Below are 25,018 nucleotides of genomic sequence, written 5' to 3'. Positions count from 1 at the left end.
GCATGGGCACCGACGCAGTCCGCCGGCTCGCCGACGAACCGGTCGACCACCGGTTCAAGGGGCTGCCGCCCGACGCCGAGCAGGCGAAGCTCACGGTCGGGCAGCTGGCCGCCGAGAAGCGGGACCTCTACACGGGCGGCTTCACCACCCCCGTCCTCACGCTCGACGCCGACGCGCTGGAGCACAACCTCACGGCCCTCGGCACGTACGCCGCCCGGCACGACCTCGCCTTCGCCCCGCACGGCAAGACCTGCATGGCGCCGCAGCTCTTCCAGCGCCAGCTCGAACACGGCGCCTGGGGCATCACCGCCGCCGTCCCCCACCAGGCCCGCGTCTACCGCGCCTTCGGCATCCAGCGGATCTTCCTGGCCAACGAGCTCGTCGACCCGGCCGCCCTGCGCTGGGTGGCCGCCGAGCTCGCCGCCGACCCGGAGTTCCGCTTCGTCTGCTACGTCGACTCCGTGCGCGGGGTCCAGCTCATGGACCGGGCCCTGCAGGGGCAGGGCCAGGTCGTCGACGTCGTCGTCGAGCTCGGCGCCGGCGAGGGCGCCCGTACCGGCGCGCGGACCGACGAGGACTGCCGGGCCGTCGCCGACGCCGTGGCCGAGGCCGCCGCCCTGCGCCTCGTCGGCATCGCCGGGTACGAGGCAGAGGTCCCCGGCGCCGACCCGGACTCCGTCCACGCCTACCTGCGCCGGATGACCGCGCTCGCCGTCGAGTTCGACCGGGCCGGGCGGTTCGCGCCCGGCGTCGAGGAGATCGTCGTCAGCGCCGGCGGCTCCGCCTGGTTCGACGCCGTCGCCGACGTGTTCGCCGAGCTCCCGGAGCTGTCCCGGCCGACGCTGCGGCTGCTGCGCTCCGGCGCGTACGTCTCCCACGACCACGGCTGGTACACCCGCCTCACCCCCTTCAACCGCGTCCCGGAGGAGGGCGGCCTGCGTCCCGCCTTCCGGCTCTGGACCCAGGTCGTCTCCCGCCCCTCCCCCACGCAGGCCTTCGTCAACGCGGGCAAGCGCGACATCGCCTACGACCTCGGCCTGCCCGAGGCCGAGCTCATCCGCGACGCCCTCACCGGCGAGGAGCGCCCCGCCACCGGCGTCCGCGTGGTCAGACTGTCCGACCAGCACGCCTGGCTGGAGACCGGCTCCGCGGACGGGGTGAACGTCGGCGACTGGGTGGCCCTCGGCATGTCCCACCCCTGCACGATCTTCGAGAAGTGGCCGCTGATCCCGGTCGTCGCGGCCGACGGGACGGTCACCGACTACGTGCGCACCTTCTTCTAGCCGCGCCGTGGACCTGGTCATCCGCGGAGCCCGCGTCGTCGACGGCACGGGCGGGCCCTCGTACACCGCCGACGTCGGCGTGCACGGGGGCCGGATCGCCGAGATCGGCCGGATCCGCTCCGGCGGCCGGCACACCGTCGACGCGCACGGCCTCGCGCTGGCTCCCGGCTTCGTCGACATGCACGCCCACAGCGACCTCGCCCTGCTCCGCGACCCCGACCACAGCGCCAAGGCCGCCCAGGGCGTGACCCTCGAGGTCCTCGGCCAGGACGGGCTCTCGTACGCGCCCGTCGACGACCGCACGCTCGCCGAGGTGCGGGCCGCCATCACCGGGTGGAACGGCGCGGGCGAGGACATCGAGTTCGACTGGCGGGACGTGGGCGGGTACCTGGACCGGCTCGACCGCACCGGCATCGCCGTCAACGCCGCGTACCTCGTCCCGCAGGGCACCGTCCGCGCGTACGCCCTCGGCTGGGACGACCGCCCGGCCACCCCCGCCGAGCTCGACCGGATGCGGGCGCTCGTCGCCGAGGGCCTCGCGCAGGGCGCCGTCGGCATGTCCTCGGGGCTCACCTACACCCCCGGCATGTACGCGTCCGGCTCCGAACTGACCGAGCTGTGCCGCGTCGTGGCCGGGTACGGCGGCTACTACTGCCCGCACCACCGCTCGTACGGGCGCGGCGCACTCGGCGCGTACACCGAGATGGTCGAGCTGAGCCGGGAGGCCGGCTGTGCGCTCCATCTCGCGCACGCCACCATGAACTTCGCGGAGAACGAGGGCCGGGCGGGCGCGCTCCTCGCCCTCCTCGACGAGGCCCTCGCCGCCGGGGCCGACATCACCCTCGACTCGTACCCGTACACCCCGGGCTGCACCACCCTGGCCGCGCTCCTGCCGAGCTGGGCGAACGAGGGCGGCCCGGAGGCCGTCCTCGCCCGCCTGCGCGACGACGCCGAGGCCGAGCGCATCCGGTACGCGCTGGAGGTGACCGGGGCCGACGGCTGCCACGGCGTCCCCGTCGACTGGACGACGATCGAGATCTCGGGGACGGCTGACCCCGCGCACGGGGCGTACGTCGGCACGCGCCTGCGGGACTGGGACACCGCGCGGCGGCTGCTGGTGGAGGACCGGCTGGGGCCGACGATCCTCCAGCACGTCGGCCACGAGGAGAACGTCCGGGCGATCATGCGCCACCGGGTCCACACCGGCGGCTCCGACGGCATCCTCCGGGGCGCGAAACCGCATCCGCGGGCGTACGGCACCTTCCCGCACTACCTCGGGCGCTACGTGCGCGAGCTCGGCGTGCTCTCGCTGGAGGAGTGCGTGGCCCACCTGTCCGGCCGCCCGGCGGCCCGACTGCGCCTGCCCGACCGGGGGTTGGTGCGCACGGGCCACCGCGCCGACCTCGTCCTGTTCGATCCGGAGACGGTCGCGGCCGGGTCGTCGTACGAGAACCCGCGCGCGCTGCCGGCCGGCATCCCGCACGTGCTGGTCGACGGCCGGTTCGTGATGCGGGACGGGCGCAGGACGGACGTCCTGGCCGGCCGGTCGGTCCGCAGGACGCCGTACCGGGGCCGTTGAGGCGGCGAGGCCGGCGAGTCCGGTGAGGCCGCTCAGCCGTTGGGTCCGTTGGGGGTTCGGGCCGTCCGCCTACGATGGGCGGCATGCTCGCTTTCGTCCCCGCCGCGCTCTTCTTCGTCCTCTTCTGCGTGAGCGTGCGGGAGGACCGCCGGCGCTTCCGGAACGCGGTCCTGCTGGGCCTCACCCTGATGTTCGGGTCGACGGGCCTGCTGTTCCAGATACCTGAGCTGCCGTCACCGCTGGACGCGATGGCGGTGCTGCTGGTGCTGCTCGTGCCGACGGTCGGCACGCTCGTACTCGGCGGCTACCTGATCCGCAACGGCCTGACGATGATCCGCAAGGAGGGCCGCAGCCCGACCAACATGCTGTCCATGGCGGCGGGCCTCGGGATCTTCGCGCTGATCGCGCTGGTCCTCGGGGTGGCCGGCCGGGGCTCGCGCGTCGTGGACACGATGGTGGCGGGCCTGATCATGCTCGTCGGCTACGTCTCCTTCCTCTTCCTCTGCTTCCTCACGTACGCCTTCCTCTACGGGCGGATCACGGTGCGCGGCGACGTCGACTACGTGGTGATGCTGGGCTCCGGCCTCATCTGCGGCGAGCGGGTACCTCCGCTGCTGGCCTCCCGCCTGGAGAAAGGCCGACAGATCCACGCCGCCCAGGTGGCCCGCGGTGGCCGGGTGCCGCTGCTGCTGGTCTCGGGCGGACAGGGGACGGACGAGAGGATGTCGGAGGCGCGGGCGATGGCCGACTGGCTGATCGCGCAGGGCGTCCCGGAGGAGCAGATACGGCTCGAGGACCGCTCCCGTACGACGAAGGAGAACCTCGCCTTCAGCCGCACGATCATGCTCGAGGCGCACCCCGGCTACCGCTGCGTGGTCGTCACCAACAACTTCCACGCGTTCCGGGCCGCCATGACGGCCCGCAGGGCCGGGGTGAACGGGCAGGTGCTCGGTTCCCCGACGGCGACGTACTTCTGGCCGAGCGCCACCCTCCGCGAGTTCGTCGCGGTGTTCTGGGAGCACCGGGCGGTGAACCTGAGCATCTGCGCCTCGATAGTCGCCCTGACGGCGTTCGCGGCGGTCGCCTCGGCGTGACGGCGCGGGCCGGTGCCCTGCAGGTGCGTTCATGGCGATGCCGCCGGAGGATGTAGGGGATCGGGGGACATTCCGAGGAGGTAACCGATGGACAGTGAATCGGACCAGCAGCCCAAGCGGCCGGCCAAGCTCTTCAGCGGCGGGGAACGGCCGTACGACCCCGAGGACCTCGTGATGGTGCAAGGCATGGAGCCGACTCCGGAGCGGCTCGAGAAGGCGCGCCAGCTGATCGAGAAGGAGGGCCCGGCGGTCATCGAGCGCTACCTCCCGTAGCGCGGACGGTAGCGCGGCACGAAAGCTGCTGGTGGCCCCGGTCCGGGGGCCGCACTCCCGGACCGGGGCCACACGTCGGCTGCGCCGGCCCGAGGCCGACCGCATCCAGAATCGATGAAGGATCGTTAAGCCTCGCGGGGGCCCTGACTCGGAGGCACCGCCATGCAGACGATCACCATCGACTGGGACCACCCCACCGACCCGAAGCCGGGGCGCGAACGGGATCACGTCCGGGAGCACGTACGGGAGTACGTGACGACCGGCGGACTCGACGGCCATCTGTGGCACGGGGTCCCCACGCTCCTGCTCACCACGGTCGGCCGCACCACGGGCCGGACCGCCCGGACCCCGCTGATCTACGTCGAGGACGCGGGCCGCCACATCGTGCTCGCCGCGGACTGGGGCGCCCCGGAGCACCCGGCCTGGTACCGGAACCTGGCCGCCCACCCGGAGGTCCGCCTCCAGGTCGGCCCGGCCGTCTTCCAGGCCACGGCCCGTACGGCCTGCCCGGTCGAGCGGGACGTCTACTGGCCCGCCATGACGGCCCTGTGGCCCCTGTTCGACGACTACCGGACGGCGGCGGCTCCCCGGGAGATCCCGCTGGTCATCCTGGAGCCGGCCCCCGGCCGCTGCGCCTGAGGCCGTCCGTACGGATCACGCCCCGCATCGGACCGGCCGGCCCGGCGGCCGGTCCGCGCTCACTCGTGGTCATAGACCGTCACGGGCACGTCCCGCGCGGACAGGGCCCGGGTGATCAGCGGTTCGATGCGGGCCCACTTGCCGCCGGCGAGGCCGCAGCCTATGCGGGGCATGTGGACCGAGGCCTCCCGTTCGAGCGCGTGCCCGGCGAGCGCCGCCAGGCAGCGCTCCACCGCGTCGTAGCGGATCGGGGGGCCGCCGCTGCCCGTGCGTATGCCGCGCTGGCCGACCATGTTGGCCACCCAGACGTCCGGCTCCACCTGGACCAGCCGGACCGCACCCAGCCCGAAGTCGTTCCCGCTGCGGCCCCGGTGCCAGGCCCGGTACGCCTTCTCGGGCTCGGGCCAGCGCTTCGAGAGCGCCACCACGAAGCCCTTGCCCCAGCCGCCGATGTCGTTGCAGACGTGCGCGATGATCTTCGGCCCCTTGGCCTGCGGGCTGGTCGCGTCCCCCGCGATGGTGCGCAGATGTTCCATGTTCCGCCCCTTTCCCCCACCCACCACGGTACGGGCGGTCACTGACATCGGTACGCCGGCGGCGCCCGGGGGCCCCGGCCCTGTTCGAGCCCCGTACGCGCGCCCGAAGCGACGAGCGTGACGAGCGCAACACCGCCGCCCGCCCGCTCGCGGCCCCCACCGATTCCGCAGGCGGGAGCGCCGTGGTGCCGCCGTTTCCAAGGGTGGATCGGGCCGCCACCGTCCCATCATGCGAAACGGGACATATCGCTCCTCTGATCCCGCACCGAATACCTCGGCGGAGCGCCCGTACGGCCCGTAAGCTCCCGTCATGCAGGTGATCCAGTCAACGAAACTCGCCAATGTCTGCTACGAGATCCGCGGCCCCGTCCTCGAAGAGGCCATGCGGCTCGAAGCAGCAGGTCATCGCATCCTCAAGCTCAACACCGGCAACCCCGCGGCCTTCGGCTTCGAGTGCCCGCCGGAGATCCTTGAGGACATGCTCCGCAACCTGGGCAACGCCCACGGGTACGGGGACGCGAAGGGGCTGCTCTCCGCGCGCCGCGCGGTCATGCAGCACTACCAGACCAAGGGCATCGAGCTGGACGTCGAGGACATCTACCTCGGCAACGGCGTCTCCGAGCTGATCCAGATGTCGATGCAGGCGCTGCTCGACGACGGCGACGAGGTGCTCGTCCCGGCACCGGACTATCCGCTGTGGACCGCCTCCGTGTCGCTGGCCGGCGGCACCGCCGTGCACTACCGCTGCGACGAGCAGTCCGACTGGATGCCCGACCTCGCCGACATCGAGCGCAAGATCACCGACCGCACCCGCGCGATGGTGATCATCAACCCGAACAACCCGACCGGCGCCGTCTACGACGACGAAATGCTGCGCGGCCTCACGGACATCGCACGCCGCCACAACCTGATCGTCTGCTCCGACGAGATCTACGACCGGATCCTCTACGACGGCGCCACGCACACGAACACCGCCGCGATCGCCCCGGACCTGCTGACGCTCACCTTCAACGGGCTCTCCAAGAACTACCGCGTCGCCGGCTACCGGTCCGGCTGGATGGCGGTCTGCGGCCCCAAGAAGCACGCCGCGTCGTACATCGAGGGCCTGACGATCCTGGCCAACATGCGGCTGTGCGCGAACATGCCCTCGCAGCACGCCGTCGCGACCGCCCTCGGCGGCCGGCAGTCGATCACGGACCTCGTCCTCCCGGGCGGGCGGCTGCTGGAGCAGCGCGATACGGCGTACGACCTGCTGACGCAGATCCCCGGCATCACCTGCGTGAAGCCCAAGGGCGCGCTGTACCTCTTCCCGAAGCTCGACCCGGCCGTCTACAAGATCAAGGACGACCGCCAGCTGGTCCTCGACCTGCTGCGGGCCGAGAAGATCATGGTGGTGCACGGTACGGGCTTCAACTGGCCCGAGCCCGACCACTTCCGCATCGTGACGCTGCCGAACCCCAAGGACCTGGCGGACGCCGTGACGCGGATCGGCAAGTTCCTCGACGGATACGGCCAGCCCTAGGGAGGGCTCGCCAGGCACGAGGCACTCGATACCGGATCGAGCACAACTTTAGAACGGATCCAATGTAGGATGGCCTCCTGACCACGCAGGAGGCCCCCTCATGTACGAGCCGATCCGCACGAAGCCGGTCGTCCACCGTCTGGGCGGCCGCCATTCCGACGCCCACGCCGGCGGCTATCCGCACAGCAGCCGCGCCGAAGCTCTGGACACCCAGCTCGCCGGGCACCTGGCGGCCCTGCTGACCGTCACCGACGAGCTCGGCCTCGACGGCGCAGCCGCCCGTATCGCCGCCCAGGTGACCCGGCTGCGGGGCGGCGCGGAGCCCACGCGGGCGCCGCGCGCCGACATCGCCGGGGCCGCCGAGCTCACCGCCCTGCACCGGCGGGCCCATGACCTCGCCGGCCGCGCGCTGGTCGTCGCCGCGTCCCGCGCCGACACCACCGTCGCGATCCTCGCCGCCGAGCGCATGGACGCGCACGCCGCCGCCCTGGCCTCGCAGAACCTGGCCGGCAGCCTCTGATCGGCCCCGGTCCGGGGCCGCGGAGGCTCCGGACCGGGCGCCACCGCCCTGGCCGGGCCGGGGTATGGCCGGGCCGGCCCCTCGGGGCCGTGTCCGGTGTGCCGCTGCGCGGGGCTCGTGCCCCACCCGCCCTTCCACCGCTCCCCGGACTATGCCCGGACCCGCGCCTCAAACGCCGGCGGGGTCAGAGGACGCCGACGGGGCTCCATGGGGTGAAGTCCGCGGCGGCGACTCCGCACCAGGGGGTTGTTGCCGGGGGCCAGAGGGGGCCCAGGACTTCGGCGTGTTCCGTGACGGCCGGGGCTACGCCCGGGACCTTGACCAGGGCCTGGGCGGAGCGGGTGGCCGGGTCCGGGGCGGCCTTTTCGCGGAACTCGACCGTGACCACGTACGCGCCCGTGCCCTCGGGGCGGCCCGTCACCTCCACCGTCGCCACCACACGGCGGCTGCCCGGGTCGATCCGGCAGCCGGTGACCCGTACGTCCTCCACCGCCGGTCGCGGCGGCGCCGCGCCCGGCTCGCCGCTGGCCCAGACGTACAGGCCCAGCGGGGCGAACACCAGCAGACCGGCCACGACCATCAGGCCGACCGCCCAGCCCTGCCACTTCAACGCGCTCACGCCCATGGGACGATCCTCCCGGCCTGCCGCCCCGCCTGCCAGCACCGGCCGATCCACACAGCATTTCGAAGTGGGACCGCCTGGCCACCTGGCGTTCACTCAACTTCGCGCGGAATGTGGGTTTCCGCGAGCACGCTGCACCCGTGAGACGCATCCTAGGAATCGCCCTGGCGGTCCTCCTCCTCGGCGGCGTGGTCGCCGTCGCCCTCGCCGGAGGAGACAAGACCCCGCGCACGGCAACGAAGACCGTGAAAGGCGTCATCGGATCCGAGAAGTCCGAATACTTCCGCGATCCCGACGTCGTCAAAGCCCTGGCCGACAGGGGCTACACCGTGAAGACCGAAACGTCCGGCTCCTGGGCCATGGACCAACTCGCCCTCAGGCACTTCGACTTCGCCTTCCCCAGCAGCAGCGAACCCGCCCCGGAGATCGAGGCCGCGGCCGGCGTCAAGGGAGCCCAGACCACCAAGCCCTTCTTCTCGCCGCTCGTCGTCATCGCCCGCTCCAACGCCGCCAAGGTGCTCGCCGACAACCACCTCGCCAAGATGACCGGCAAGAACTCCGGGACCCTCCTCATGGGCCCCTACCTCAAGGCCGCCGACGAGAAGCGCAGCTGGCAGCAGCTGTCCGGCTCCGCCGCCCACGCGGAGCTGACCGGCACCGTGTTCATCAAGACCACCGACCCCGCGACGTCCAACTCCGGCGCGCTCTTCCTGGCCGCCACCTCGAACGTCGCCAACGGCAACAACGTGGTCTCCGACCAGGCAGGCATCGACCGCACCGCGCCCCTGATGCAGAAGCTGATCTCCGTCCAGGGCGCCCTGGAGCCGAGCACCGACGACCCCTTCCGGGCCTTCATCTCCGGCAGCGGCGAACCGCTCATCCTCGCGTACGAGTCCCAGGTGGCCTCCCTGCTCCAGCAGAATCCGGTTCCGGGGGACATGGTGGTGCTCTACCCGGACACCACGGTCAACTCCCCGCACACCTTCGTGCCGATCAGCGAGAACGCCAAGGAGCTCGGCGCCCTCCTCGCCACCGACCCGAAGCTGCGCGAGCTGGCCGTCCGGCACGGGTTCCGGCCGCAGAACGGCGTGCCCGAGTTCACCGCGGCCACCGCCGCACACGCCGCGTACCTCAACCCGGAGCTGGCCGGCATCCGCCAGGTCAGCGCACCGACCGTCAAGATCCTGATGGCGCTGGCCGCGCGCGCCAAGGGCTAGGGGGGCTACGTACATGACTCTGACACCACCGGAGGACGGCCCGCTCGTCCTCACCGCCCCCGAGCCCGTCGCCCCCGTCAAGCGGGAGCAGGCTTCGGGCCTCGTACCGCTCCAGGACGGGGTGCGCGAGGAGATGGCCCGCCGGGCCGGGGAGTACGTCGGCTCGCTCGCCGGGATCGACCCCCGCTCCCCCGAGTTCGCGAGCCGCATCGGCGAGATCTCCGGGCTCGGCGCCGCCGACATCCGCAGCGCCGCCCAGCAGTCCAACCGGATGCTCGAGCGGGCCGTACGCTCCCTCGGCTCCGACGGGGGCGGCGACGCCCAGGCCCGCGTCGCGGGCTCCCTGGTCGAGCTGCGCCGCACCGTGGAGGACCTCGACCCGCGGGACACGCCCGCCAAGGGCGTCAAGGCGCTCCTCGCGAAGCTGCCCGGCGGCAACAAGTTCCGCGACCACGTGGCCAAGTACGCCTCGTCGCAGGCCACCCTCAACAAGATCGTGGGCGCGCTGCGCGGCGGCCAGGACGAGCTGCGCCGCGACAACGCGGCCCTGCACACCGAGCGGGCCCGCCTGTGGGAGACCATGGGCAAGCTGCAGGAGTACGCCGTCCTCACCGAGGCCCTCGACACGGCGGTCGGGCAGCGGATCACCGAGGCCGAGCACAGCGACCCTCAGGCGGCCGACACGATGCGCGCCGACCTGCTCTTCCCGGTCCGGCAGAAGCACCAGGACCTGCTGACGCAGCTGGCGGTGTGCGCGCAGGGCTACCTGGCGATGGACGTGGTCCGGCGCAACAACGACGAGCTGATCAAGGGCGTCGACCGGGCCGCCACCACCACCGTGTCCGCGCTGCGGATCGCCGTGATGCTGGCTTCGGCCCTCGACCACCAGCGCAGGGTGATCGAGCAGGTCAACACGTTGCGTACGACCACCGAGGACCTGATCCGCGGGAACGCGGAGATGCTGTCCACGCAGAGCGGGGAGATCCAGCGGATCGCCGCCGACCCGGCGGTCGGCGCGGAGACGCTGCGTACGGCCTTCGCGCAGATCTACCGGACGCTGGACGCGATCGACACGTTCAAGGTGCAGGCCACCGAGAACATGGCCGCCACCGTCGAGTCCCTGACCGGGGAACTGCAGACCGCGTCGGCCTACCTGGCCCGTACGCGTACCTCCGGCGCCCTGGAAGGCGGGGACCGATGACCGTCCGTGGCGTCCGTACCGCTTCGGTGCGCAGACGGCTTGCGGCGGCGGTCGCGCTGGCCGCGACCCTGCTGGGGGCCTCGGCCTGCACCTCCGACGATCCGGATCCGGCGAAGCCCAGCCGGTCGAGGTACCAGGAGGGCAAGCTGCGGGTGCTGGCCTCCAGCGAACTGGCCGACATGGAGCCGGTGCTGAAGGCCGCGAAGGCCGCCACCGGGGTCACCGTCGAGCTGACCTGGTCCGGCACCCTGGATGCGGCCGAGCAGGTCGCCTCGGGCAAGGCCGACGGCAAGTACGACGCGATCTGGCTTTCCTCCAACGACTATCTGCGGCTGCGCCCCGAGACCGCCGGGAAGCTCAGCAGCGAGACCCCGGTGATGTCCTCGCCGGTCGCGCTCGGCGTCCGGGCGGACGCGCTGGCCCGGCTCGGCTGGAAGCCGGAGGACGTCACCTGGTCGGCGGTGCACGAGGCCGTCGCCGCCGGGAAGCTGTCGTACGGGATGACCGACCCGGTGCGCTCCAACTCCGGTTTCTCCGCGCTGGTCTCGGTGGCCTCCGGGCTGTCGGGCGCGCAGGCGGCGCTGACCGAGGAGGACGTGAAGACGGCCCGGCCGAAGCTGAAGGAGTTCTTCGCCGGGCAGAAGCTGACCTCGGGTTCCTCCGGCTGGCTGGCCACCGCGTACGCGAAGCGCGGGGACGTGGACGCGCTGGTGAACTACGAGTCCGTGCTGCTGTCCATGAACCGGGACGCGAAGACCGGCCTGACGGTGATCCGGCCGCGCGACGGCGTGGTCACCGCCCACTACCCGCTGACCCTGCTGACCTCGGCCCCGGCCGGGGCCCGCGAGTCGGGGCGGGCACTGACCGACTACCTGAGCGGCGCCGAGGCGCAGAAGGCGATCACCGAGAAGACCTTCCGCCGGCCGGTCACGGCCGGGGTGCAGCCTGCCGCAGGGCTGAACGCGGACAAGCGGAGGGAACTGCCGTTCCCGGGCACCCGGTCGGTCGCCGACGGACTGCTGGCCTCGTACGAGAACGAGCTGCGCCGGCCCTCGCGCACGGTGTACGTCCTGGACACCTCGGGCTCCATGGCCGAGGAGGACCGCATCGGGCGGCTGCGGTCGGCGCTCACCGAGCTGACGGGCACGGGCGGTTCGGGGACCGGGCAGCGGTTCCGGGACCGCGAGGAGGTGACGCTCCTGCCGTTCGGCGACAAGGTGAAGGAGGTGCTGACGCACGTCGTCGAGCCGGGCAATCCGGGGCCCGCGCTGGATGCGATCCGGGGCGATGTGAAATCGCTCCGGCCGCAGGGGGGTACGGCCGTGTACGGCAGTCTGAAGGCGGCGTACGAGCACCTGGGGAAGGGCAACGCGGACGCGTTCACTTCGATCGTGCTGATGACGGACGGGCAGAGCGGCGACAAGGCGAAGGACTTCGACTCCTTCTACGCCGGGCTGCCGGACGCGCAGAAGCACACGCCGGTCTTCGCGGTGCTGTTCGGGGACTCGGACCGCAAGGAGCTCGCCCACATCACCGAACTGACCGGCGGTCGGCTCTTCGACGCCACCGGCGGCAACGGATCGCTGGACGGAGCCTTCGAGGAGATCCGTGGATACCAATAGACCCGCCGCCGGCGGGAGAGGGCTCGGCACGCGCCTTCTCGACTACCTGGAATCGAAGAAGAACCTGGCCGGCAGCGCCTGCGGCATGGCCGGGCTGGGCCTGACCCTCACCGGGGTCGCGGGCACGTACTGGCCGGTGGTCGTGGCGGGGCTGTACGGCGCGGGCGCGCTGATCACCCCGCCGGAGCGGCCGGCCCCGCCGGAGCCCGAGGGGCCCACCGCGCAGTTGAACGGCGTACGGGAGCAGTTCGGCCGGCTGCGGGAGTACGTGGCCGAGGTGGAGCTGCCCGCTCCGGCCGGGGGGCGGCTCGCGGAGCTGATGGAGCTGTACGGGGCGCTGCTGGAGCCGGGGTGGGTGGCCGACGTGCTGGCCGCCGATCCGGAGTCGGTGCACGCGCTGTCGCGGGCGATCGAGCTGGACGTGCCGGAGTGCGTGGACACGTACAACCGGACGCGCTGGTGGAACCGGCTCACCCCGGGCGGGGAGTCGCCGGAACGCCACCTGGAGCGGCAGCTGTCGCTGCTGTTCGAGGAGGCGGAAAGCGTGACGGCGGACCTCCGCGAAGCAGAGGCCCGCCGTCAGCAGACGCACACGACCTACCTGGAGGAGCGCGGACAACACTCCTGACAGGTATGACTTTTGGCCGGTGCTGCGGTGGGAACCGCTTGGTCGGGGGCTCCCACAGCGGTGGGCGCCGCTTGGTCGGGGGCTCCCACGTTCATTGGCCCTTCTTCAGGGCGCGGCCTCAGCCCAGGCGCTCGACGAGCGCGTGGTACTGGTCCCACAGCTCCTTGGGAGTGTGGTCGCCGTAGGTGTTCAGGTGCTCGGGGACCAGGGAGGCCTCGTCCCGCCACACCTCCTTGTCGACGGTGAGGAGGAAGTCCAGGTCCTCGGCCGCGATGTCGAGGCCGTCGGTGTCGAGGGAGGCCACGGTCGGCAGGATGCCGATGGGGGTCTCGACGCCCTCGGCCTTGCCGTCGAGGCGCTCGACGATCCACTTCAGGACGCGGCTGTTCTCGCCGAAGCCGGGCCACACGAACTTGCCGGCGTCGTTCTTGCGGAACCAGTTCACGTAGTAGATCTTCGGGAGCTTGGACTGGTCCTTGCCCTTGGCGACGTCGACCCAGTGGCCCATGTAGTCGCCCATGTTGTAGCCGCAGAACGGCAGCATGGCGAACGGGTCGCGGCGCAGCTCGCCGACCTTGCCCTCGGCGGCGGCGGTCTTCTCGGAGGCGATGTTCGAGCCGATGAAGACGCCGTGGTTCCAGTCGAAGGACTCGGTGACCAGCGGCACGGCGGAGGCGCGGCGGCCGCCGAAGAGGATCGCGGAGACCGGGACGCCCTTGGGGTCCTCCCACTCGGGGGCGATCGTCGGGCACTGGGACGCCGGGACGGCGAAGCGGGCGTTGGGGTGGGCCGCCGGGGTCTCGGACTGCGGGGTCCAGGCGTTGCCCTTCCAGTCGATGAGCTCGGCCGGGGGCTCCTCGGTCATGCCCTCCCACCAGACGTCGGAGCCGTCCGGGGTGAGCGCGACGTTGGTGAAGACGGTGTTCGCGTACATCGTCTTCATGGCGTTGGCGTTGGTGTGCTCGCCGGTGCCGGGCGCGACGCCGAAGAAGCCGGCCTCGGGGTTGATCGCGTACAGGCGACCGTCCTCGCCGAAGCGCATCCAGGCGATGTCGTCGCCGATGGTCTCGACCGTCCAGCCGGGGATCGTGGGCTCCAGCATGGCCAGGTTCGTCTTGCCGCAGGCGCTCGGGAACGCGGCGGCGACGTACTTCGCCTCACCCTGCGGCGGGGTGAGCTTGAGGATCAGCATGTGCTCGGCGAGCCAGCCTTCGTCGCGCGCCATGACGGAGGCGATGCGCAGCGCGTAGCACTTCTTGCCGAGCAGGGCGTTGCCGCCGTAGCCCGAGCCGTACGACCAGATCTCGCGGGTCTCGGGGAAGTGCGAGATGTACTTGGTGGTGTTGCAGGGCCACGGCACGTCGGCCTGGCCCTCGGCGAGCGGAGCGCCGAGGGTGTGGACGGCCTTGACGAAGAACCCGTCGGTGCCGAGCTCGTCGAGGACGGGCTTGCCCATGCGGGTCATCGTGCGCATGGCGACCGCGACGTAGGCGGAGTCGGTGATCTCGACGCCGATCGCGGAGAGCTCGGAGCCGAGGGGGCCCATGCAGAAGGGGACGACGTACATCGTCCGGCCCTTCATGGAGCCGCGGAAGATACCTTCCTGCCCGGCAAAGATCTCCTTCATCTCGGAAGGAGCCTTCCAGTGGTTCGTCGGGCCCGCGTCCTCCTCCTTCTCGGAGCAGATGAAGGTCCGGTCCTCGACGCGCGCGACGTCGGACGGGTCGGAGGCGGCGTAGTACGAGTTGGGGCGCTTGCCCTCGTCGAGCTTCTTGAACGTGCCCTTGGCGACGAGCTCCGCGCACAGGCGCTCGTACTCGGCCTCGGAGCCGTCACACCAGACGACCCGGTCGGGCTGGGTGATCGCTGCGATCTCGTCCACCCAGGAGATCAGCTCCTGGTGGGACGTCGGGAGGGAAAGGGGAGCCGCGTTCTCGCGCGCCACGATTGCTCCTTGTTGAGGGGTTGTTTGGTGTTTGCCCCGTGGGGGCTGCGACCCGGACGCTTCGCGCTCCGCTCATCCGGTGCCGACCGCACTCATCTGATCATCCGGTGGATGTGCGCATATGTCCAGGGGGCCTCTCACGTGAGCATCGCCACTCCCGTCAATCTTCCGTAAAGCGCACCAACGGAAACCTACGGACCCGTAGGTAGCATGGCGGCCATGAGTTCTGACGCCGCCGCCATGCCGGTCGACGCCGTACCGGCCGTACCCGACGCCTCCGAGGCACCGGAAGCCAAGCCGCTGATGCGCGGCTGGCTGCACACCGGGATGTTCCCTGCCGTCGTCATCGCGGGCCTGGCACTGATGGCCTTCACCGAATCGACCCGGGCCCGGGTGGCGTGCGGGGTGTACGTCCTCACGGCCTGCCTGCTGTTCGGCGTCAGCGCGGTGTACCACCGCGGCACCTGGGGCCCCCGGGGTGAAGCCATCCTGCGGCGTCTCGACCACGCCAACATTTTTCTGATCATCGCAGGGACCTATACCCCGCTGACGGTGCTCCTGCTCCCGCCCTCCACCGGACGGACGCTCCTGTGGGCGGTCTGGATCGCGGCCGCGGCCGGCATCGCCTTCCGGGTCTTCTGGGTCGGCGCCCCGCGCTGGCTCTACACCCCCTGCTACATAGCGATGGGCTGGGCGGCGGTCTTCTTCCTCCCCGACTTCATGCGCACCGGCGGCATCGCCGTCCTGGTCCTGGTGATCGTCGGCGGGCTCCTCTACAGCGTGGGCGGCGTGATCTACGGCATGAAGCGCCCGAACCCCTCCCCCCGCTTCTTCGGCTTCCACGAGGTCTTCCACTCGCTGACGCTGGCCGCCTTCGTGGCCCACTACGTCGGCATCTCGCTGGCGGCCTACCAGCACTAGGGGGTCGAACCGGTGGAGCCCCGCCGCGGTGCGCGGCGGGGCTCCGTTCTGCCGGGGCGGCTACGTGCAGGCGTAGCCGTCGCCGTCCGGGTCCAGGCGCAGCGGGTCGCTGCCGTTGACCTTCATGCGCCGGGGGTACTGGTGGGAGGCCAGCCAGTCGCAGCGGGCCTTCGTCGTCGCCTTCACCTCCGCCGGGAAGTTCGCCGGGACGCACTGGCTGACCGTGCCGTAGTGCCGGTCGCAGCCGGCGACGCTCGGCGCGACGGGCACCGAGTCCCGCTTGCCGGGGTTCTGCTTGGGGGCCGCCTGCGGCGCGTCCGCGAAGTCGTGGACGTGCGGCGACGGGGCCTCCGCCGTGGCCGCGAGCGCCGACGGGCCGCCCAGGTGCACCCAGGTCGCCACCGACGGGATGCCGTTCGCGTCGACGCCGAAGAGCATGTACCAGCCCGGCGGGGCCAGGTTCGGGTTGCTGGTGACGTTCAGGTCGATGGTCGTGTTGTCGACCACCGACATCGGCAGGTCCACGAACCGCTGGTTCGGGTCCGAGGAGTGCGTGACCGCCGCCGGACGGATCAGCTCCGCCTTGGCGATCGGCCGGTCGACGGTGATCCGCTGCGTGTCCCCGTACACCCACTGCGTGTCGATCACCGAGGTGAGCTTCGGGCGCGCGCCCTTGAACAGGTACGGCGGGGTGTAGATCGACACGTTGTTGTTGTACGTGCCGTTGCCCGGGTTGTCGCCGACCGTCATGACCCGCCCGTCGGGCAGCAGGAAGGCGCCCGAGTGGTACGTCCGCGGGATCGGGTCGGCCGGCAGCCCGGCCTTGTAGGTGTTGGTCACCGGGTCGAAGAACGAGGCCTCGTACACCGGGTCGGCCCGGTCGTGCAGCCCGCCGCCGGTCTCCAGGACCTTGCCGTCCGGCAGCAGCACCGCCGACACGTACATCTTGCCCTCGGCCCCGGTCTGCGCCCGCTTGACGCCGCCCACGTCGACGAGGCCCTGCGGCAGATCAGGACCCGCGGTGTACGCGGGGCTCGGCGCCTTCAGGTCGATCAGCTCGGTGAGCCGGTGGGCCGCCGGGTTCGACTCGTTGTTGCCGCCGCCGATCGTCAGGACCCGCTGGTCCTGCGCGGGCGGGAGCAGCACGCTCGCCGACTCGTCGCGCTCGTCCTTCTTGCGCAGCCCGGGCACGTCCGTGATCGTGTTGGCGTTGTAGTCGTAGAGCGACGCGCCGCTGCCCTGCGTGCCGTTGCCGAAGGTGTGGCTGCCCGAGTAGAAGAGCCGCCCGTCCTGCATCAGGATCATCGACGGGTACAGGCCCCAGTACGACCAGGTCTGGTTGACCTCGTTCATCGGGAGCCACTTGCCCTGCGCCGCCGAGAACTTCTCCGCGGTCACGTTGCCCGTCGAGTCCTCCTTCAGACCGCCGAAGGAGATCACGTCGCCGTTGCCGAGGATCGTCGCCGACGGGTACCAGTGCCCGCCGTTCATGTCGTTGGTCCTCGTGTACGCCTCGGTGGCGGGGTCGAAGACGTAACTGTCCTTCAGCCCCTGGTAGCCGATCTTGCCGTCGGCGGACGGGTACCCCTTGTTGCCGCTCATCACGAGCACCCGGCCGTCCGACAGCTGCACGTGCCCCGCGCAGAACATGTCCACCGGCGTCGGGATCGTCTTGAAGGACCCGTTCGCCGGGTCGTACACGGCCGAGGTGAACGTGCCGGCGTTGAACTGGGCGATGTCGTTGCCCGAGCCCGCGATCAGCAGCACCTTGCCTCCCCCAGAGCCTCCGGCCTGGGAGGTGCCCCCATTCAGGACGACGGCGTGCATCGAGCGCACCGGGTTCTTGGCCGGGATCACCTCCCACTTGCCCTTGGCACACTGCTCGGCCGTGCCCGTGCACCCCGGCTGCGGCGGGGCCGCGCCGACCTCCTCGAGCGCGTAGTCGTCGGTGGTGAGCGTGCCCACCCCGTAGACCGACAGCCCCCACGTGATCTTGTCGGTACCGGGCGGAACGGCGGGCGTACGGACCTCCGTACGCGCCCAGCCGGCGCTGACCGGAGGATTCTGCAGGTCGGTCCAGTACTGCCAGCCCGCGGTGGTGTCGTGGCGGAACACGGTCACCGACACGTCCGGGGTGTTCGACTTGTACCAGGCGGACAGGTCGTACTGCCTGCCCGGCACCACGGTCGGGGCACAGGTGGTGTTCTCCGTGACCAGCGCCTTGCGGTCACCGCTGAGGCGGCGGGTCAGCGAGACCTTCATGGCCTTGGTGCCGCTGTGCGCGTCGGCGACGGTGGCGTAGCTGAAGTCGTTGTCGCCCCAGCCGGACTTCTCCCAGCAGGAGGGCATGTCGTCGCCGGGGGCGCCGGCGGTCTCGAAACCGGAATTGGTGAGCAGATTGGGCGGTCCGGCCGTGGCCTGCTGCGGTGCGGTGAGCAGCAGACCCGCGGTCATCGCCCCGACGGCCAGCAGGGCGGCGCGCCGCCCGGCCTTCCGCCGGATGTTCGCTGGCATGGACGAGTTCCCTTCTGTTCTGTGCGGTTCGGTGCGGCTCAGCTCCTGGTGGTGCGTGCCGTACGACGCGTGCGTGCATGCGTTTGTGCACGCGTACGAGCCTTGCGCGGCAGGTAGACGAGGGCCTCGGTGGCCGCGAACCGCAGGACGAACGTGGCGACCAGGGCGAGGGCGGTGGCGGACAGCACCTCCATGCCGAATCTGCCGACGAACAGGGCGATCAGCGGGATGCGCAGCAGCAGGTCGGCATTGGCCAGCACGGCGAAGCGGCCGATCCGGTCCGCCCAGTGGCGGTGGCGGCGCCGGTCACGGAAGAGCAGGGTCTCGATGAGGGCGAAGTTCCAGAGCACCCCGGCCTGGTTGGCGGCGATCTCGGCCGGGAGGTAGTGCATCCCGGCGTGCGTCAGCAGCCACAGGGCCAGGAGGTTCGGGACGAAGCCGGAGAGCCCGATCAGCCCGAAGCCGATCATCCGGGCCAGCGGGGTCGCCGAGCGCAGCGTGGCCAGGTGGGCCAGGAACCGCATCCCCTCGCGGGCGCTCGACTTGGACTCGCCGCAGTAGCGGTCCTGGAAGACGAACGGCACCTCGGCGACCTCGGCGGGGCGGCAGCGCACCGCCAGTTCCAGCAGGATCTTGTAGCCGAGGGGTTTGAGGGCGTCCGCGGTGACCGCCGCGCGGCGCATGGCGAAGAAGCCGCTCATCGGGTCGCTGATCCCGCGCAGGGCGCGGGGGAACAGCCCCTTGGTGAGCCAGGTGGCGCCGCGCGAGACGGCGATGCGGTAGCTCCCGGCGAGCCCGGCCCGGCTGCCTCCGGGGATGTAGCGGGAGGCGACCACGAGGTCGGCGCCGGTGCGTTCGCCCTCGCCGACGAGCTCGGGCACCAGGTGCGGCGGGTGCTGGAGGTCGGCGTCCATGACCACGATCCAGTCGGTGTCCGCCCGCTCCACGCCCTCGACGACGGCGCCGCCCAGGCCCCCGACCGCCCGCTCCCGGTGCAGGACGGACACCGGGAAGGGCAGGTCGAGCGCGGCCTTCTCGATGACGGCCGGGGTGTCGTCCGTGGAGTCGTCCACGAACAGCACCTCGCAGGGCAGGTGGGCGGGGAGCGAGTCGGCGAGCCGGCTCAGCAACTCGCCGATGTTCCCCGCCTCGTTGAAGGTCGGGATGATGAGGGTGACGCTGCCCGCCTCCTCCTCCCCCTCCTCCGGAACAGGAAATTCCGCTTTGCTGAGGGCATGCGGGGTCCACAGGTCCTCGCTCATGGCCGATCAGCTCCCGTCGACTCGGTCGGTCCTGCGGATCTCGATGCGGTCCTCGCCTGAGCCGAAGACGGCCACCGCGGTTGAATGTTCCAGCGCGGCCTTCACGTTGGGCAGGTCCACCGCGTCCCGGCGGACGGTGGGCGAGGAGACCACGTAGTCGATGTCCCGCCAGCCGCGCGGCAGCGTCTTGGTGACGGCCGGGTCCAGATCGGCCTTGTAGAACCAGATGGCGCCGGGCCCGGGCTCGAAACCGTGGTGGACGGCGTCCAGCCAGAGCGCGTCGTCGACCAGGATCCGGGTGCGCCCCGGGTCGGGCACCTCCCGGCCCAGCCAGGCGGCCGCCTGCCGGTACGGGGCGTTCGCGTCGGCCGTCAGCGCGGTGCGGTTGCCGTCGTACCAGCGCGGCAGCACGTACACCGCGGCGGCCGCGGCGAGTACGCCGACCAGCGCCCGGCGCCCGTACGTCATGGACCGGCGCTCCCCCGGCCTACGGCGGCGGCGCAGCACGGCGTGCGTGACGCTGGCCGCGCCCCCGGCGAGGACCAGCGCGAGGAACGGCAGCGCCTGGATCACGTACATCGCCGGCAGGTAGCCGGACGGCCGCAGGGCGACGGCCGCGAGGATGACGGCAGCGAGCGCCGGGCCGGCGAGCGCACGGGCGGTGACCGACCACCGGACGGTGAGGATCAGGAGGAGCGCCCCGGCAAGTCCGCCGAGCGGCAGGACGGTGTCGTAGTACAGCCAGGACCGGAACACCCCGTTCGAACCGGAGCCGGGGGTGAGGATGAAGCCCGAGCCCGGGCGGCTCATCTGGTACGTGATGCCGTCGATCAGCGAGACGTGCCCGGCGCCGGGCAGCAGCTCGCTGTTGAGCAGCGCGTACAGCGGGTACGAGAGCCCGATGAGCGCGCAGGCCGTGATGGCGCCGGTGAGGGCGAACTTGCGGGTGTCGCGGTGGCTGTGGCGCCACATCGTCACCAGCAGCGCCGGCAGCACCACCAGCATCGTCTCCTTGGTCAGGACGGCGGTGGCGGCCGCGAGTCCGGACCCGAAGTGGTGCCACAGGTGGCGGCTGGGGGACGCGGCCAGGCAGAAGGCCAGCAGCATCCACATCACGGCGAGGTTGTCGAGGAAGATCTCCCGCTGGAGCACGACGGAGAGCGGGGAGAACCCGAAGAGGGCCATCGCCAGTCCGGCCGCCCAGCGCGGCAGCCACAGCCGGCGCGCGAGGACGTAGATCAGCACGGAGCTGACGGCGGAGACGGCGAGCATCGAGAAGCGCATCGGCGCGACGGTCATCCAGTCGGGCACGAACAGGGAGGGCAGGTACGTCAGGCCGGCTATCTGTATCCACCCCAGCGGCGGATGGTCGTACCAGTACGTGTAGTGCGCGAGGCCGTCTCCCTGCTGGACGGCCCATGCCTGGGCGAGGTACGTGCCCTCGTCGTCGCTCAGGGTCGGGAAGTGCGTGATGTTCCAGCCCTGGACGAGGACGATCGCGAGCAGGACCACCCCGCAGAGCAGCAGGTCGGGGCGGGAGGAGCGGAAGCGGACGAGGGGGTGGGCCGGGGCGGGCGGCCGCACCCCGAGGCCGCCGCGGCTGCCGCGGCCGCCGGGGCTGCTCGGGCCGCGCTGGGCGGGGACGCGGGGCTCGGCGACGGTCGTGGCGGCGGAGGCCGTGGCGGTGGTCGTCGCGGCGCCGGACTGGGGATCAGTGGCCGTGGGCAGGGTGGCGGTCACTGGTGGCTGTCCTCTCGGATCGCGGTGGACGCGCCGGCGGCGGAGGCCGCGGCGGTGGCGCTGATCGGAGCGAGGTGGGCGCCGGTGTGGCTGGTCAGCTCCCACTCGTTGCGGCCGCGCTGCTCGCGCCAGACCGCACGGATCGCGGCGCCCGCCAGCATCACCTGGTAGAACGGACCGCCGACGATGAGTTTGAGGTAGTGCACGAAGCGGACGCGCAGGCCGTACTGTCGGCCGAAGTCGTGCAGGCCGACGATCTCGAACACGAACGTCACCATCGCCGTGATCATCGGCAGGAAGGTGATGATCGCGACGCCGACCGGCACGTCGAGGAAGACCGCGACGGCGAAGTTCACCGGGATGATCACCCCGGACGCGGCCTGCATGAACGGCGTCATCAGCGTGTAGCGGGCCAGCCAGCGCTGGCCGCGGCCGGGCAGCTGCTGCCAGTCCTTCTTCCGGTAGACCTGGAGGAAGCCCTGGTTCCAGCGGGTGCGCTGCTTCAGCAGGCTCATCAGCGAGCCGGGCGTCTCCTCACGGGTGACCATGTCGGAGTCGTACGCGACGACCACCTTCTTGCCGACCGAGGAGAGCCGTACGCCCAGGTCGCAGTCCTCGGCCAGGCAGTTCTGGTCCCAGCCGCCGGCCTCGCGGAGCACCTCGGTGCGGACGAAGACGGTGTTGCCGCCGAGCGGGATGAACCCCTTCTCGGCGTGCAGGTGCAGCCGGGAGCGGAACCAGAAGAAGTACTCCAGGCAGTTGCGCAGGCTGTACCAGCTCGAGTGGAAGTTGATGAGCTGGACCCCGCCCTGGACCACGTCGGCCGCGGTGGAGCGGAACGCGTGGTCGACGTGGGCGAGCAGCTCCGGGTGGACCTGGTCCTCGGCGTCGAAGACCCCGACGATGTCGCCCCGGCAGTGCGGGAGGGCGGTGTTGAGCGCCTTCGGCTTGTTCTTCGTCTCGTGGTGGTCGACGACGACCCGTACGCGCTCGGGCGCCTTGGCGGCGGCTGCCCCGGCGACGGCGGCCGTCTCCGGGTCGTCGTGCCCGACGATGACGATGATCTCGTAGTCGGTGTGGCTCGATTCGAGCAGCCGCTCGATCGTGTGCTGCAGGACCGCCTGCTCGTGCCGCGCCGGCAGGAGGAGCGAGAAGGCCAGCCGGCCCTCGCCGTCGGGCCGGTCGAACCGGGTGGAGGCGAGCGTCTCGGGCGTGCGCCACGCGTGCATCTGCCACCACAGCGTGAACGCGGCCATCCAGAAGAGCGCAAACGAAATCATGGATATGACGACAGAGGTGTACAAAACGTCCCCCACAGACATGCCGCGACACCCGGCGGCAATCGGCAAACCCCCCAGGGGATCAAGGCGGGCCCCCCGGCCCGCCCGCCCCTGCTTCCCCCTCGGGCGCACCCCCCAGTGCGCTGTTCCGGCAACTCCCCAGCGACTCCCGAAGACACGAGACTAGGCAGCAAAAATGAAACTCAGGCGCTGCGCAGTTAAAAATGCGTTTCCGAACTTGCCCACAGGTAACCGGAATTGACGGCACTCCGACAGATTCAGGGATGAACCGCGCCCAACTGCTCCGCAAGCTCGACCGGGTCTGTCGTAGGCCGCGCGCAGACGAAATGTCGACACACATACGCCGTGGGAAGGTCGTGCACGAGTGTGCGCTCGGCCAGGAGGGGGAACTCGCCCCCGCTGCCGTCCGCCGCCCGCGGCAGACCGACCGCCACCACAGCCCCGGGAGCCGTCCCCAGCAACGCCGTCCGGTGCAGCCCGGCCAGAGCCGGATCGTCCGGATGCCCCACCACCGCCACCTCGCGCGGACCGTCGAGCAACGCCTCCGCCACCGCGAGCCCGTGCCCGATGAAGCGCGGCACGCGCGGACCCAGCGCGTGCACCACCCCCAGCGCCCGCTCGGCCGCCGTGCGGTGTGCCTGCGAGCCGGTGTGCGCCGCGTACGAGAGGAGCGCGCCGGCCGCGGCCGTCCAGCCGGACGGGGCCGCGGTGTCGGTCGGGTCCTGGGGCCGGCGGATGAGCTGCTCGGCGTCGTGCGCGGTGTCGTAGAGGGAGCCGTCCTCGGCCGTGAACCGGTCCAGGACCAGGTCGACGAGGAACCCGGCGAACTCCAGCCAGACCCCCTCGCCGGTCACGGCCGCCAGCGCGAGGAAGCCCTCGGCGACGTCCCCGTAGTCCTCCAGCACCCCGGCGTTGGCGCCGACGCGCCCGTCCTTGCTGGTCCGGGCCAGCCGCGCCCGGCCGTCCATGTGCACCCGGACGAGGAGGTCCGCGGCCTCGGTCGCCCGCTCCACCAGGTCCGGCCGGTCGAAGTACGCCCCGCACTCGGCGAGGGCCGCGATCGCCAGGCCGTTCCAGGCGGCCACGACCTTGTCGTCCCGCCCGGGCGCGGGCCGCCCGGCGCGCGCCGCCAGCAGCCGCTCCCTGATCCCGGCGATCACGCCGGCGTCCACGACGGGCCCGTCCTGCGGCAGCTGGAGCACCGACGCGCCGTGCTCGAAGGTGCCCTCCTGCGTGACCCCGAAGTACGCGGCGGCCAGGGCCCCGTCGTCCTCGCCGAGCACCTCGTCCAACTGGGCGGGTGTCCAGGCGTAGTACGCGCCCTCCGCATGCTTGCCGGTCAGCGGATCCTCGCTGTCCGCGTCGAGCGCGGAGGCGAAGCCGCCCTCGGCGGTGCGCAGGTCGCGCACCATGAAGTCGGCGGTCTCGAGCGCGACGCGCCGGGCGAGGCCGGAGCCGGTGGCCCGCCAGAGATGCGCGTACACCCGGCACAACAGCGCATTGTCGTACAGCATCTTTTCGAAATGGGGCACGACCCACTCCCGGTCGACGGAGTACCGGGCGAACCCACCCCCCAACTGGTCGTAGATCCCGCCGCGGGCCATGGCCTCACAGGTGTCGGCGGCCATCTGCAGCGCCCCCTCGCCCCCGGTGCGCGCGTGGTGGCGCAGCAGGAACTCCAGGACCATGGACGGGGGGAACTTCGGCGCCCCGCCGAAGCCGCCGCGCACGGCGTCGTACTCGCGGGTCAGCCCGAGCAGCGCCTGCGCCAGCTCCTCGGCGCCGGGGGCACCGGCCTTGCCGTAGTCCAACTGCCGCCCGGCGAGGTCCCGCACGATCCGCTGCGCAACCTCGGCCACCTCCTCGGGCCGCCCGGCCCACGCGGTCCGCACGCCCTCGAGCACCTGCATGAAGGAGGGCATCCCGTGCCGGGGCTCGGGCGGGAAGTAGGTCCCGAAGTAGAAGGGCTCGGCGTCGGGGGTGAGGAACACGGTCATGGGCCACCCACCCTGCCCGGTGGCCGCCTGCACGGCTTCCATGTAGACGGCATCGACGTCGGGCCGCTCCTCGCGGTCCACCTTGATGTTGACGAAGTGCTCGTTCATGTAGGCGGCGGCCAGCTCGTCCTCGAAGGACTCGTGCGCCATGACATGGCACCAGTGGCAGCTGCTGTACCCGACGCTGAGCATCACGGGGAGCCCCCGCTCCCGCGCCTCCGCGAAGGCCTCCGGCGACCAGGGCCACCAGTCGACGGGGTTGTCTGCGTGCTGGAGCAGATACGGCGAGGTCTCGTTCGCGAGGCGGTTCGGCATGGAGCCATCCTCGCGCACCCGGCCTCCGCCCCGCCCATGCGCCACAGGGCAGCGCACGGGTCGGAGAAGGCCCGACTCAGTGCGCGACGGCCTCATGCGGGACTCAGAGCCGATCAACCCCTTGACGGGGTCTTTCTCCAGGGTTCAAACAGGGTCTTGCCCAGTAACCGCAGGGGTCGGCCGTCCAAAATTGGAGCCGTGCCCAGGGCGTGTTCCCCGAGCTAGGACCAGGGTCGCCGGCGGGCACGCGCGGGAACTTCCGATCCACCCTCCCCCTCCAGGGGGTT

At 71.5% G+C, this 25,018-nt stretch carries 20 protein-coding genes; 12 read left to right on the top strand and 8 right to left on the bottom strand.

Going from position 1 to position 25,018, the window contains the following annotated elements; translation table 11 throughout:
- Positions 1 to 2 precede the first annotated feature (2 nt).
- From IF09_RS0100865 to IF09_RS0100845, 5 genes are all read left to right on the top strand, one after another.
- A complete protein-coding gene (locus IF09_RS0100865; RefSeq protein WP_030290919.1) occupies positions 3 to 1,283 on the top strand; it encodes an alanine racemase in 1,281 nt (426 codons plus the stop codon).
- A 7-nt stretch (positions 1,284 to 1,290) separates the two neighbouring features.
- A complete protein-coding gene (locus IF09_RS0100860) occupies positions 1,291 to 2,862 on the top strand; it encodes an N-acyl-D-amino-acid deacylase family protein (RefSeq protein ID WP_030290917.1) in 1,572 nt (523 codons plus the stop codon).
- An 83-nt stretch (positions 2,863 to 2,945) separates the two neighbouring features.
- Complete coding sequence (locus tag IF09_RS0100855; RefSeq protein WP_030290915.1) at positions 2,946 to 3,956, top strand: YdcF family protein; 1,011 nt, start codon at positions 2,946 to 2,948, stop codon at positions 3,954 to 3,956.
- A gap of 87 nt (positions 3,957 to 4,043) precedes the next feature.
- The gene (locus IF09_RS0100850) at positions 4,044 to 4,229 is read left to right on the top strand and encodes a hypothetical protein (protein WP_030290913.1); all 186 of its coding nucleotides are present in this window, start codon (positions 4,044 to 4,046) and stop codon (positions 4,227 to 4,229) included.
- Positions 4,230 to 4,391: 162 nt separating this feature from the next.
- A complete protein-coding gene (locus tag IF09_RS0100845; protein ID WP_030290908.1) occupies positions 4,392 to 4,868 on the top strand; it encodes a nitroreductase/quinone reductase family protein in 477 nt (158 codons plus the stop codon).
- A 59-nt stretch (positions 4,869 to 4,927) separates the two neighbouring features.
- On the opposite strand, the gene IF09_RS0100840 is transcribed toward IF09_RS0100845, so the two are convergent.
- Positions 4,928 to 5,404 carry a macro domain-containing protein gene (locus IF09_RS0100840; RefSeq protein WP_030290906.1) on the bottom strand — a complete coding sequence of 159 codons (477 nt, stop codon included), beginning with the start codon at positions 5,402 to 5,404 and terminating at the stop codon, positions 4,928 to 4,930.
- A gap of 310 nt (positions 5,405 to 5,714) precedes the next feature.
- Here IF09_RS0100840 and IF09_RS0100835 point away from each other — a divergent pair, with 310 nt between their 5' ends.
- Positions 5,715 to 6,926 carry a pyridoxal phosphate-dependent aminotransferase gene (locus IF09_RS0100835; protein WP_030290905.1) on the top strand — a complete coding sequence of 404 codons (1,212 nt, stop codon included), beginning with the start codon at positions 5,715 to 5,717 and terminating at the stop codon, positions 6,924 to 6,926.
- A gap of 100 nt (positions 6,927 to 7,026) precedes the next feature.
- Positions 7,027 to 7,446: a hypothetical protein gene (locus tag IF09_RS0100830; RefSeq protein WP_030290904.1), complete on the top strand. Its 420-nt coding sequence runs from the start codon at positions 7,027 to 7,029 to the stop codon at positions 7,444 to 7,446.
- Positions 7,447 to 7,630: 184 nt separating this feature from the next.
- On the opposite strand, the gene IF09_RS0100825 is transcribed toward IF09_RS0100830, so the two are convergent.
- Positions 7,631 to 8,065 carry a hypothetical protein gene (locus IF09_RS0100825; RefSeq protein WP_158709889.1) on the bottom strand — a complete coding sequence of 145 codons (435 nt, stop codon included), beginning with the start codon at positions 8,063 to 8,065 and terminating at the stop codon, positions 7,631 to 7,633.
- A 143-nt stretch (positions 8,066 to 8,208) separates the two neighbouring features.
- Between IF09_RS0100825 and IF09_RS0100820 the strand changes: the two genes are divergently transcribed.
- The 4 genes from IF09_RS0100820 (at position 8,209) to IF09_RS0100805 (ending at position 12,736) form a co-directional block, all read left to right on the top strand.
- A complete protein-coding gene (locus IF09_RS0100820) occupies positions 8,209 to 9,285 on the top strand; it encodes a substrate-binding domain-containing protein (RefSeq protein WP_030290898.1) in 1,077 nt (358 codons plus the stop codon).
- A 13-nt stretch (positions 9,286 to 9,298) separates the two neighbouring features.
- Positions 9,299 to 10,486, top strand: coding sequence for a toxic anion resistance protein (locus IF09_RS0100815; RefSeq protein WP_030290896.1), 1,188 nt, complete (start codon positions 9,299 to 9,301; stop codon positions 10,484 to 10,486).
- Positions 10,483 to 12,108, top strand: coding sequence for a substrate-binding and vWA domain-containing protein (locus tag IF09_RS0100810; RefSeq protein WP_051831984.1), 1,626 nt, complete (start codon positions 10,483 to 10,485; stop codon positions 12,106 to 12,108). The genes IF09_RS0100815 and IF09_RS0100810 overlap by 4 nt, the downstream gene beginning before the upstream one ends.
- 85 nt (positions 12,109 to 12,193) lie before the next feature.
- Positions 12,194 to 12,736: a hypothetical protein gene (locus tag IF09_RS0100805; RefSeq protein ID WP_037633591.1), complete on the top strand. Its 543-nt coding sequence runs from the start codon at positions 12,194 to 12,196 to the stop codon at positions 12,734 to 12,736.
- Between the two features lie 118 nt (positions 12,737 to 12,854).
- Here IF09_RS0100805 and IF09_RS0100800 read toward each other — a convergent pair whose 3' ends face one another.
- Positions 12,855 to 14,681, bottom strand: a complete 1,827-nt coding sequence (locus tag IF09_RS0100800; protein WP_030290887.1) for a phosphoenolpyruvate carboxykinase (GTP) — start codon at positions 14,679 to 14,681, stop codon at positions 12,855 to 12,857.
- A gap of 240 nt (positions 14,682 to 14,921) precedes the next feature.
- Here IF09_RS0100800 and trhA point away from each other — a divergent pair, with 240 nt between their 5' ends.
- Positions 14,922 to 15,602 carry a PAQR family membrane homeostasis protein TrhA gene (trhA, locus tag IF09_RS0100795; protein ID WP_106974969.1) on the top strand — a complete coding sequence of 227 codons (681 nt, stop codon included), beginning with the start codon at positions 14,922 to 14,924 and terminating at the stop codon, positions 15,600 to 15,602.
- A 60-nt stretch (positions 15,603 to 15,662) separates the two neighbouring features.
- Here trhA and IF09_RS0100790 read toward each other — a convergent pair whose 3' ends face one another.
- From IF09_RS0100790 to IF09_RS0100770, 5 genes are all read right to left on the bottom strand, one after another.
- On the bottom strand, positions 15,663 to 18,116 hold the full coding sequence (locus IF09_RS0100790) for a galactose oxidase-like domain-containing protein (RefSeq protein ID WP_030290882.1): 2,454 nt from the start codon (positions 18,114 to 18,116) through the stop codon (positions 15,663 to 15,665).
- A 38-nt stretch (positions 18,117 to 18,154) separates the two neighbouring features.
- The gene (locus IF09_RS0100785; protein WP_030290881.1) at positions 18,155 to 19,378 is read right to left on the bottom strand and encodes a glycosyltransferase; all 1,224 of its coding nucleotides are present in this window, start codon (positions 19,376 to 19,378) and stop codon (positions 18,155 to 18,157) included.
- A gap of 6 nt (positions 19,379 to 19,384) precedes the next feature.
- Positions 19,385 to 21,118, bottom strand: coding sequence for an ArnT family glycosyltransferase (locus IF09_RS0100780; protein ID WP_078612986.1), 1,734 nt, complete (start codon positions 21,116 to 21,118; stop codon positions 19,385 to 19,387).
- The gene (locus IF09_RS0100775; protein ID WP_051831983.1) at positions 21,115 to 22,440 is read right to left on the bottom strand and encodes a glycosyltransferase; all 1,326 of its coding nucleotides are present in this window, start codon (positions 22,438 to 22,440) and stop codon (positions 21,115 to 21,117) included. The genes IF09_RS0100780 and IF09_RS0100775 overlap by 4 nt, the downstream gene beginning before the upstream one ends.
- Positions 22,441 to 22,676: 236 nt before the next feature.
- Positions 22,677 to 24,731 carry a thioredoxin domain-containing protein gene (locus IF09_RS0100770; protein WP_030290876.1) on the bottom strand — a complete coding sequence of 685 codons (2,055 nt, stop codon included), beginning with the start codon at positions 24,729 to 24,731 and terminating at the stop codon, positions 22,677 to 22,679.
- Positions 24,732 to 25,018 lie beyond the last annotated feature (287 nt).

The sequence above is a fragment of the Streptomyces katrae genome, from assembly GCF_000717655.1.
GTDB lineage: Bacteria > Actinomycetota > Actinomycetes > Streptomycetales > Streptomycetaceae > Streptomyces > Streptomyces katrae_B.
This window is presented reverse-complemented; position numbering and strand designations above follow the sequence as displayed.

Coding starts and splice junctions, on each gene's coding strand:
- IF09_RS0100805 (WP_037633591.1), top strand. CDS start 12,194: ATGGCCGGGCTGGGCCTGACCCTCACCGGGGTCGCGGGCACGTACTGG.
- IF09_RS0100810 (WP_051831984.1), top strand. CDS start 10,483: ATGACCGTCCGTGGCGTCCGTACCGCTTCGGTGCGCAGACGGCTTGCG.
- trhA (WP_106974969.1), top strand. CDS start 14,922: ATGCCGGTCGACGCCGTACCGGCCGTACCCGACGCCTCCGAGGCACCG.
- IF09_RS0100830 (WP_030290904.1), top strand. CDS start 7,027: ATGTACGAGCCGATCCGCACGAAGCCGGTCGTCCACCGTCTGGGCGGC.
- IF09_RS0100865 (WP_030290919.1), top strand. CDS start 3: ATGGGCACCGACGCAGTCCGCCGGCTCGCCGACGAACCGGTCGACCAC.
- IF09_RS0100775 (WP_051831983.1), bottom strand. CDS start 22,440: ATGTCTGTGGGGGACGTTTTGTACACCTCTGTCGTCATATCCATGATT.
- IF09_RS0100835 (WP_030290905.1), top strand. CDS start 5,715: ATGCAGGTGATCCAGTCAACGAAACTCGCCAATGTCTGCTACGAGATC.
- IF09_RS0100770 (WP_030290876.1), bottom strand. CDS start 24,731: ATGCCGAACCGCCTCGCGAACGAGACCTCGCCGTATCTGCTCCAGCAC.
- IF09_RS0100790 (WP_030290882.1), bottom strand. CDS start 18,116: ATGCCAGCGAACATCCGGCGGAAGGCCGGGCGGCGCGCCGCCCTGCTG.
- IF09_RS0100785 (WP_030290881.1), bottom strand. CDS start 19,378: ATGAGCGAGGACCTGTGGACCCCGCATGCCCTCAGCAAAGCGGAATTT.
- IF09_RS0100850 (WP_030290913.1), top strand. CDS start 4,044: ATGGACAGTGAATCGGACCAGCAGCCCAAGCGGCCGGCCAAGCTCTTC.
- IF09_RS0100840 (WP_030290906.1), bottom strand. CDS start 5,404: ATGGAACATCTGCGCACCATCGCGGGGGACGCGACCAGCCCGCAGGCC.
- IF09_RS0100855 (WP_030290915.1), top strand. CDS start 2,946: ATGCTCGCTTTCGTCCCCGCCGCGCTCTTCTTCGTCCTCTTCTGCGTG.
- IF09_RS0100845 (WP_030290908.1), top strand. CDS start 4,392: ATGCAGACGATCACCATCGACTGGGACCACCCCACCGACCCGAAGCCG.
- IF09_RS0100815 (WP_030290896.1), top strand. CDS start 9,299: ATGACTCTGACACCACCGGAGGACGGCCCGCTCGTCCTCACCGCCCCC.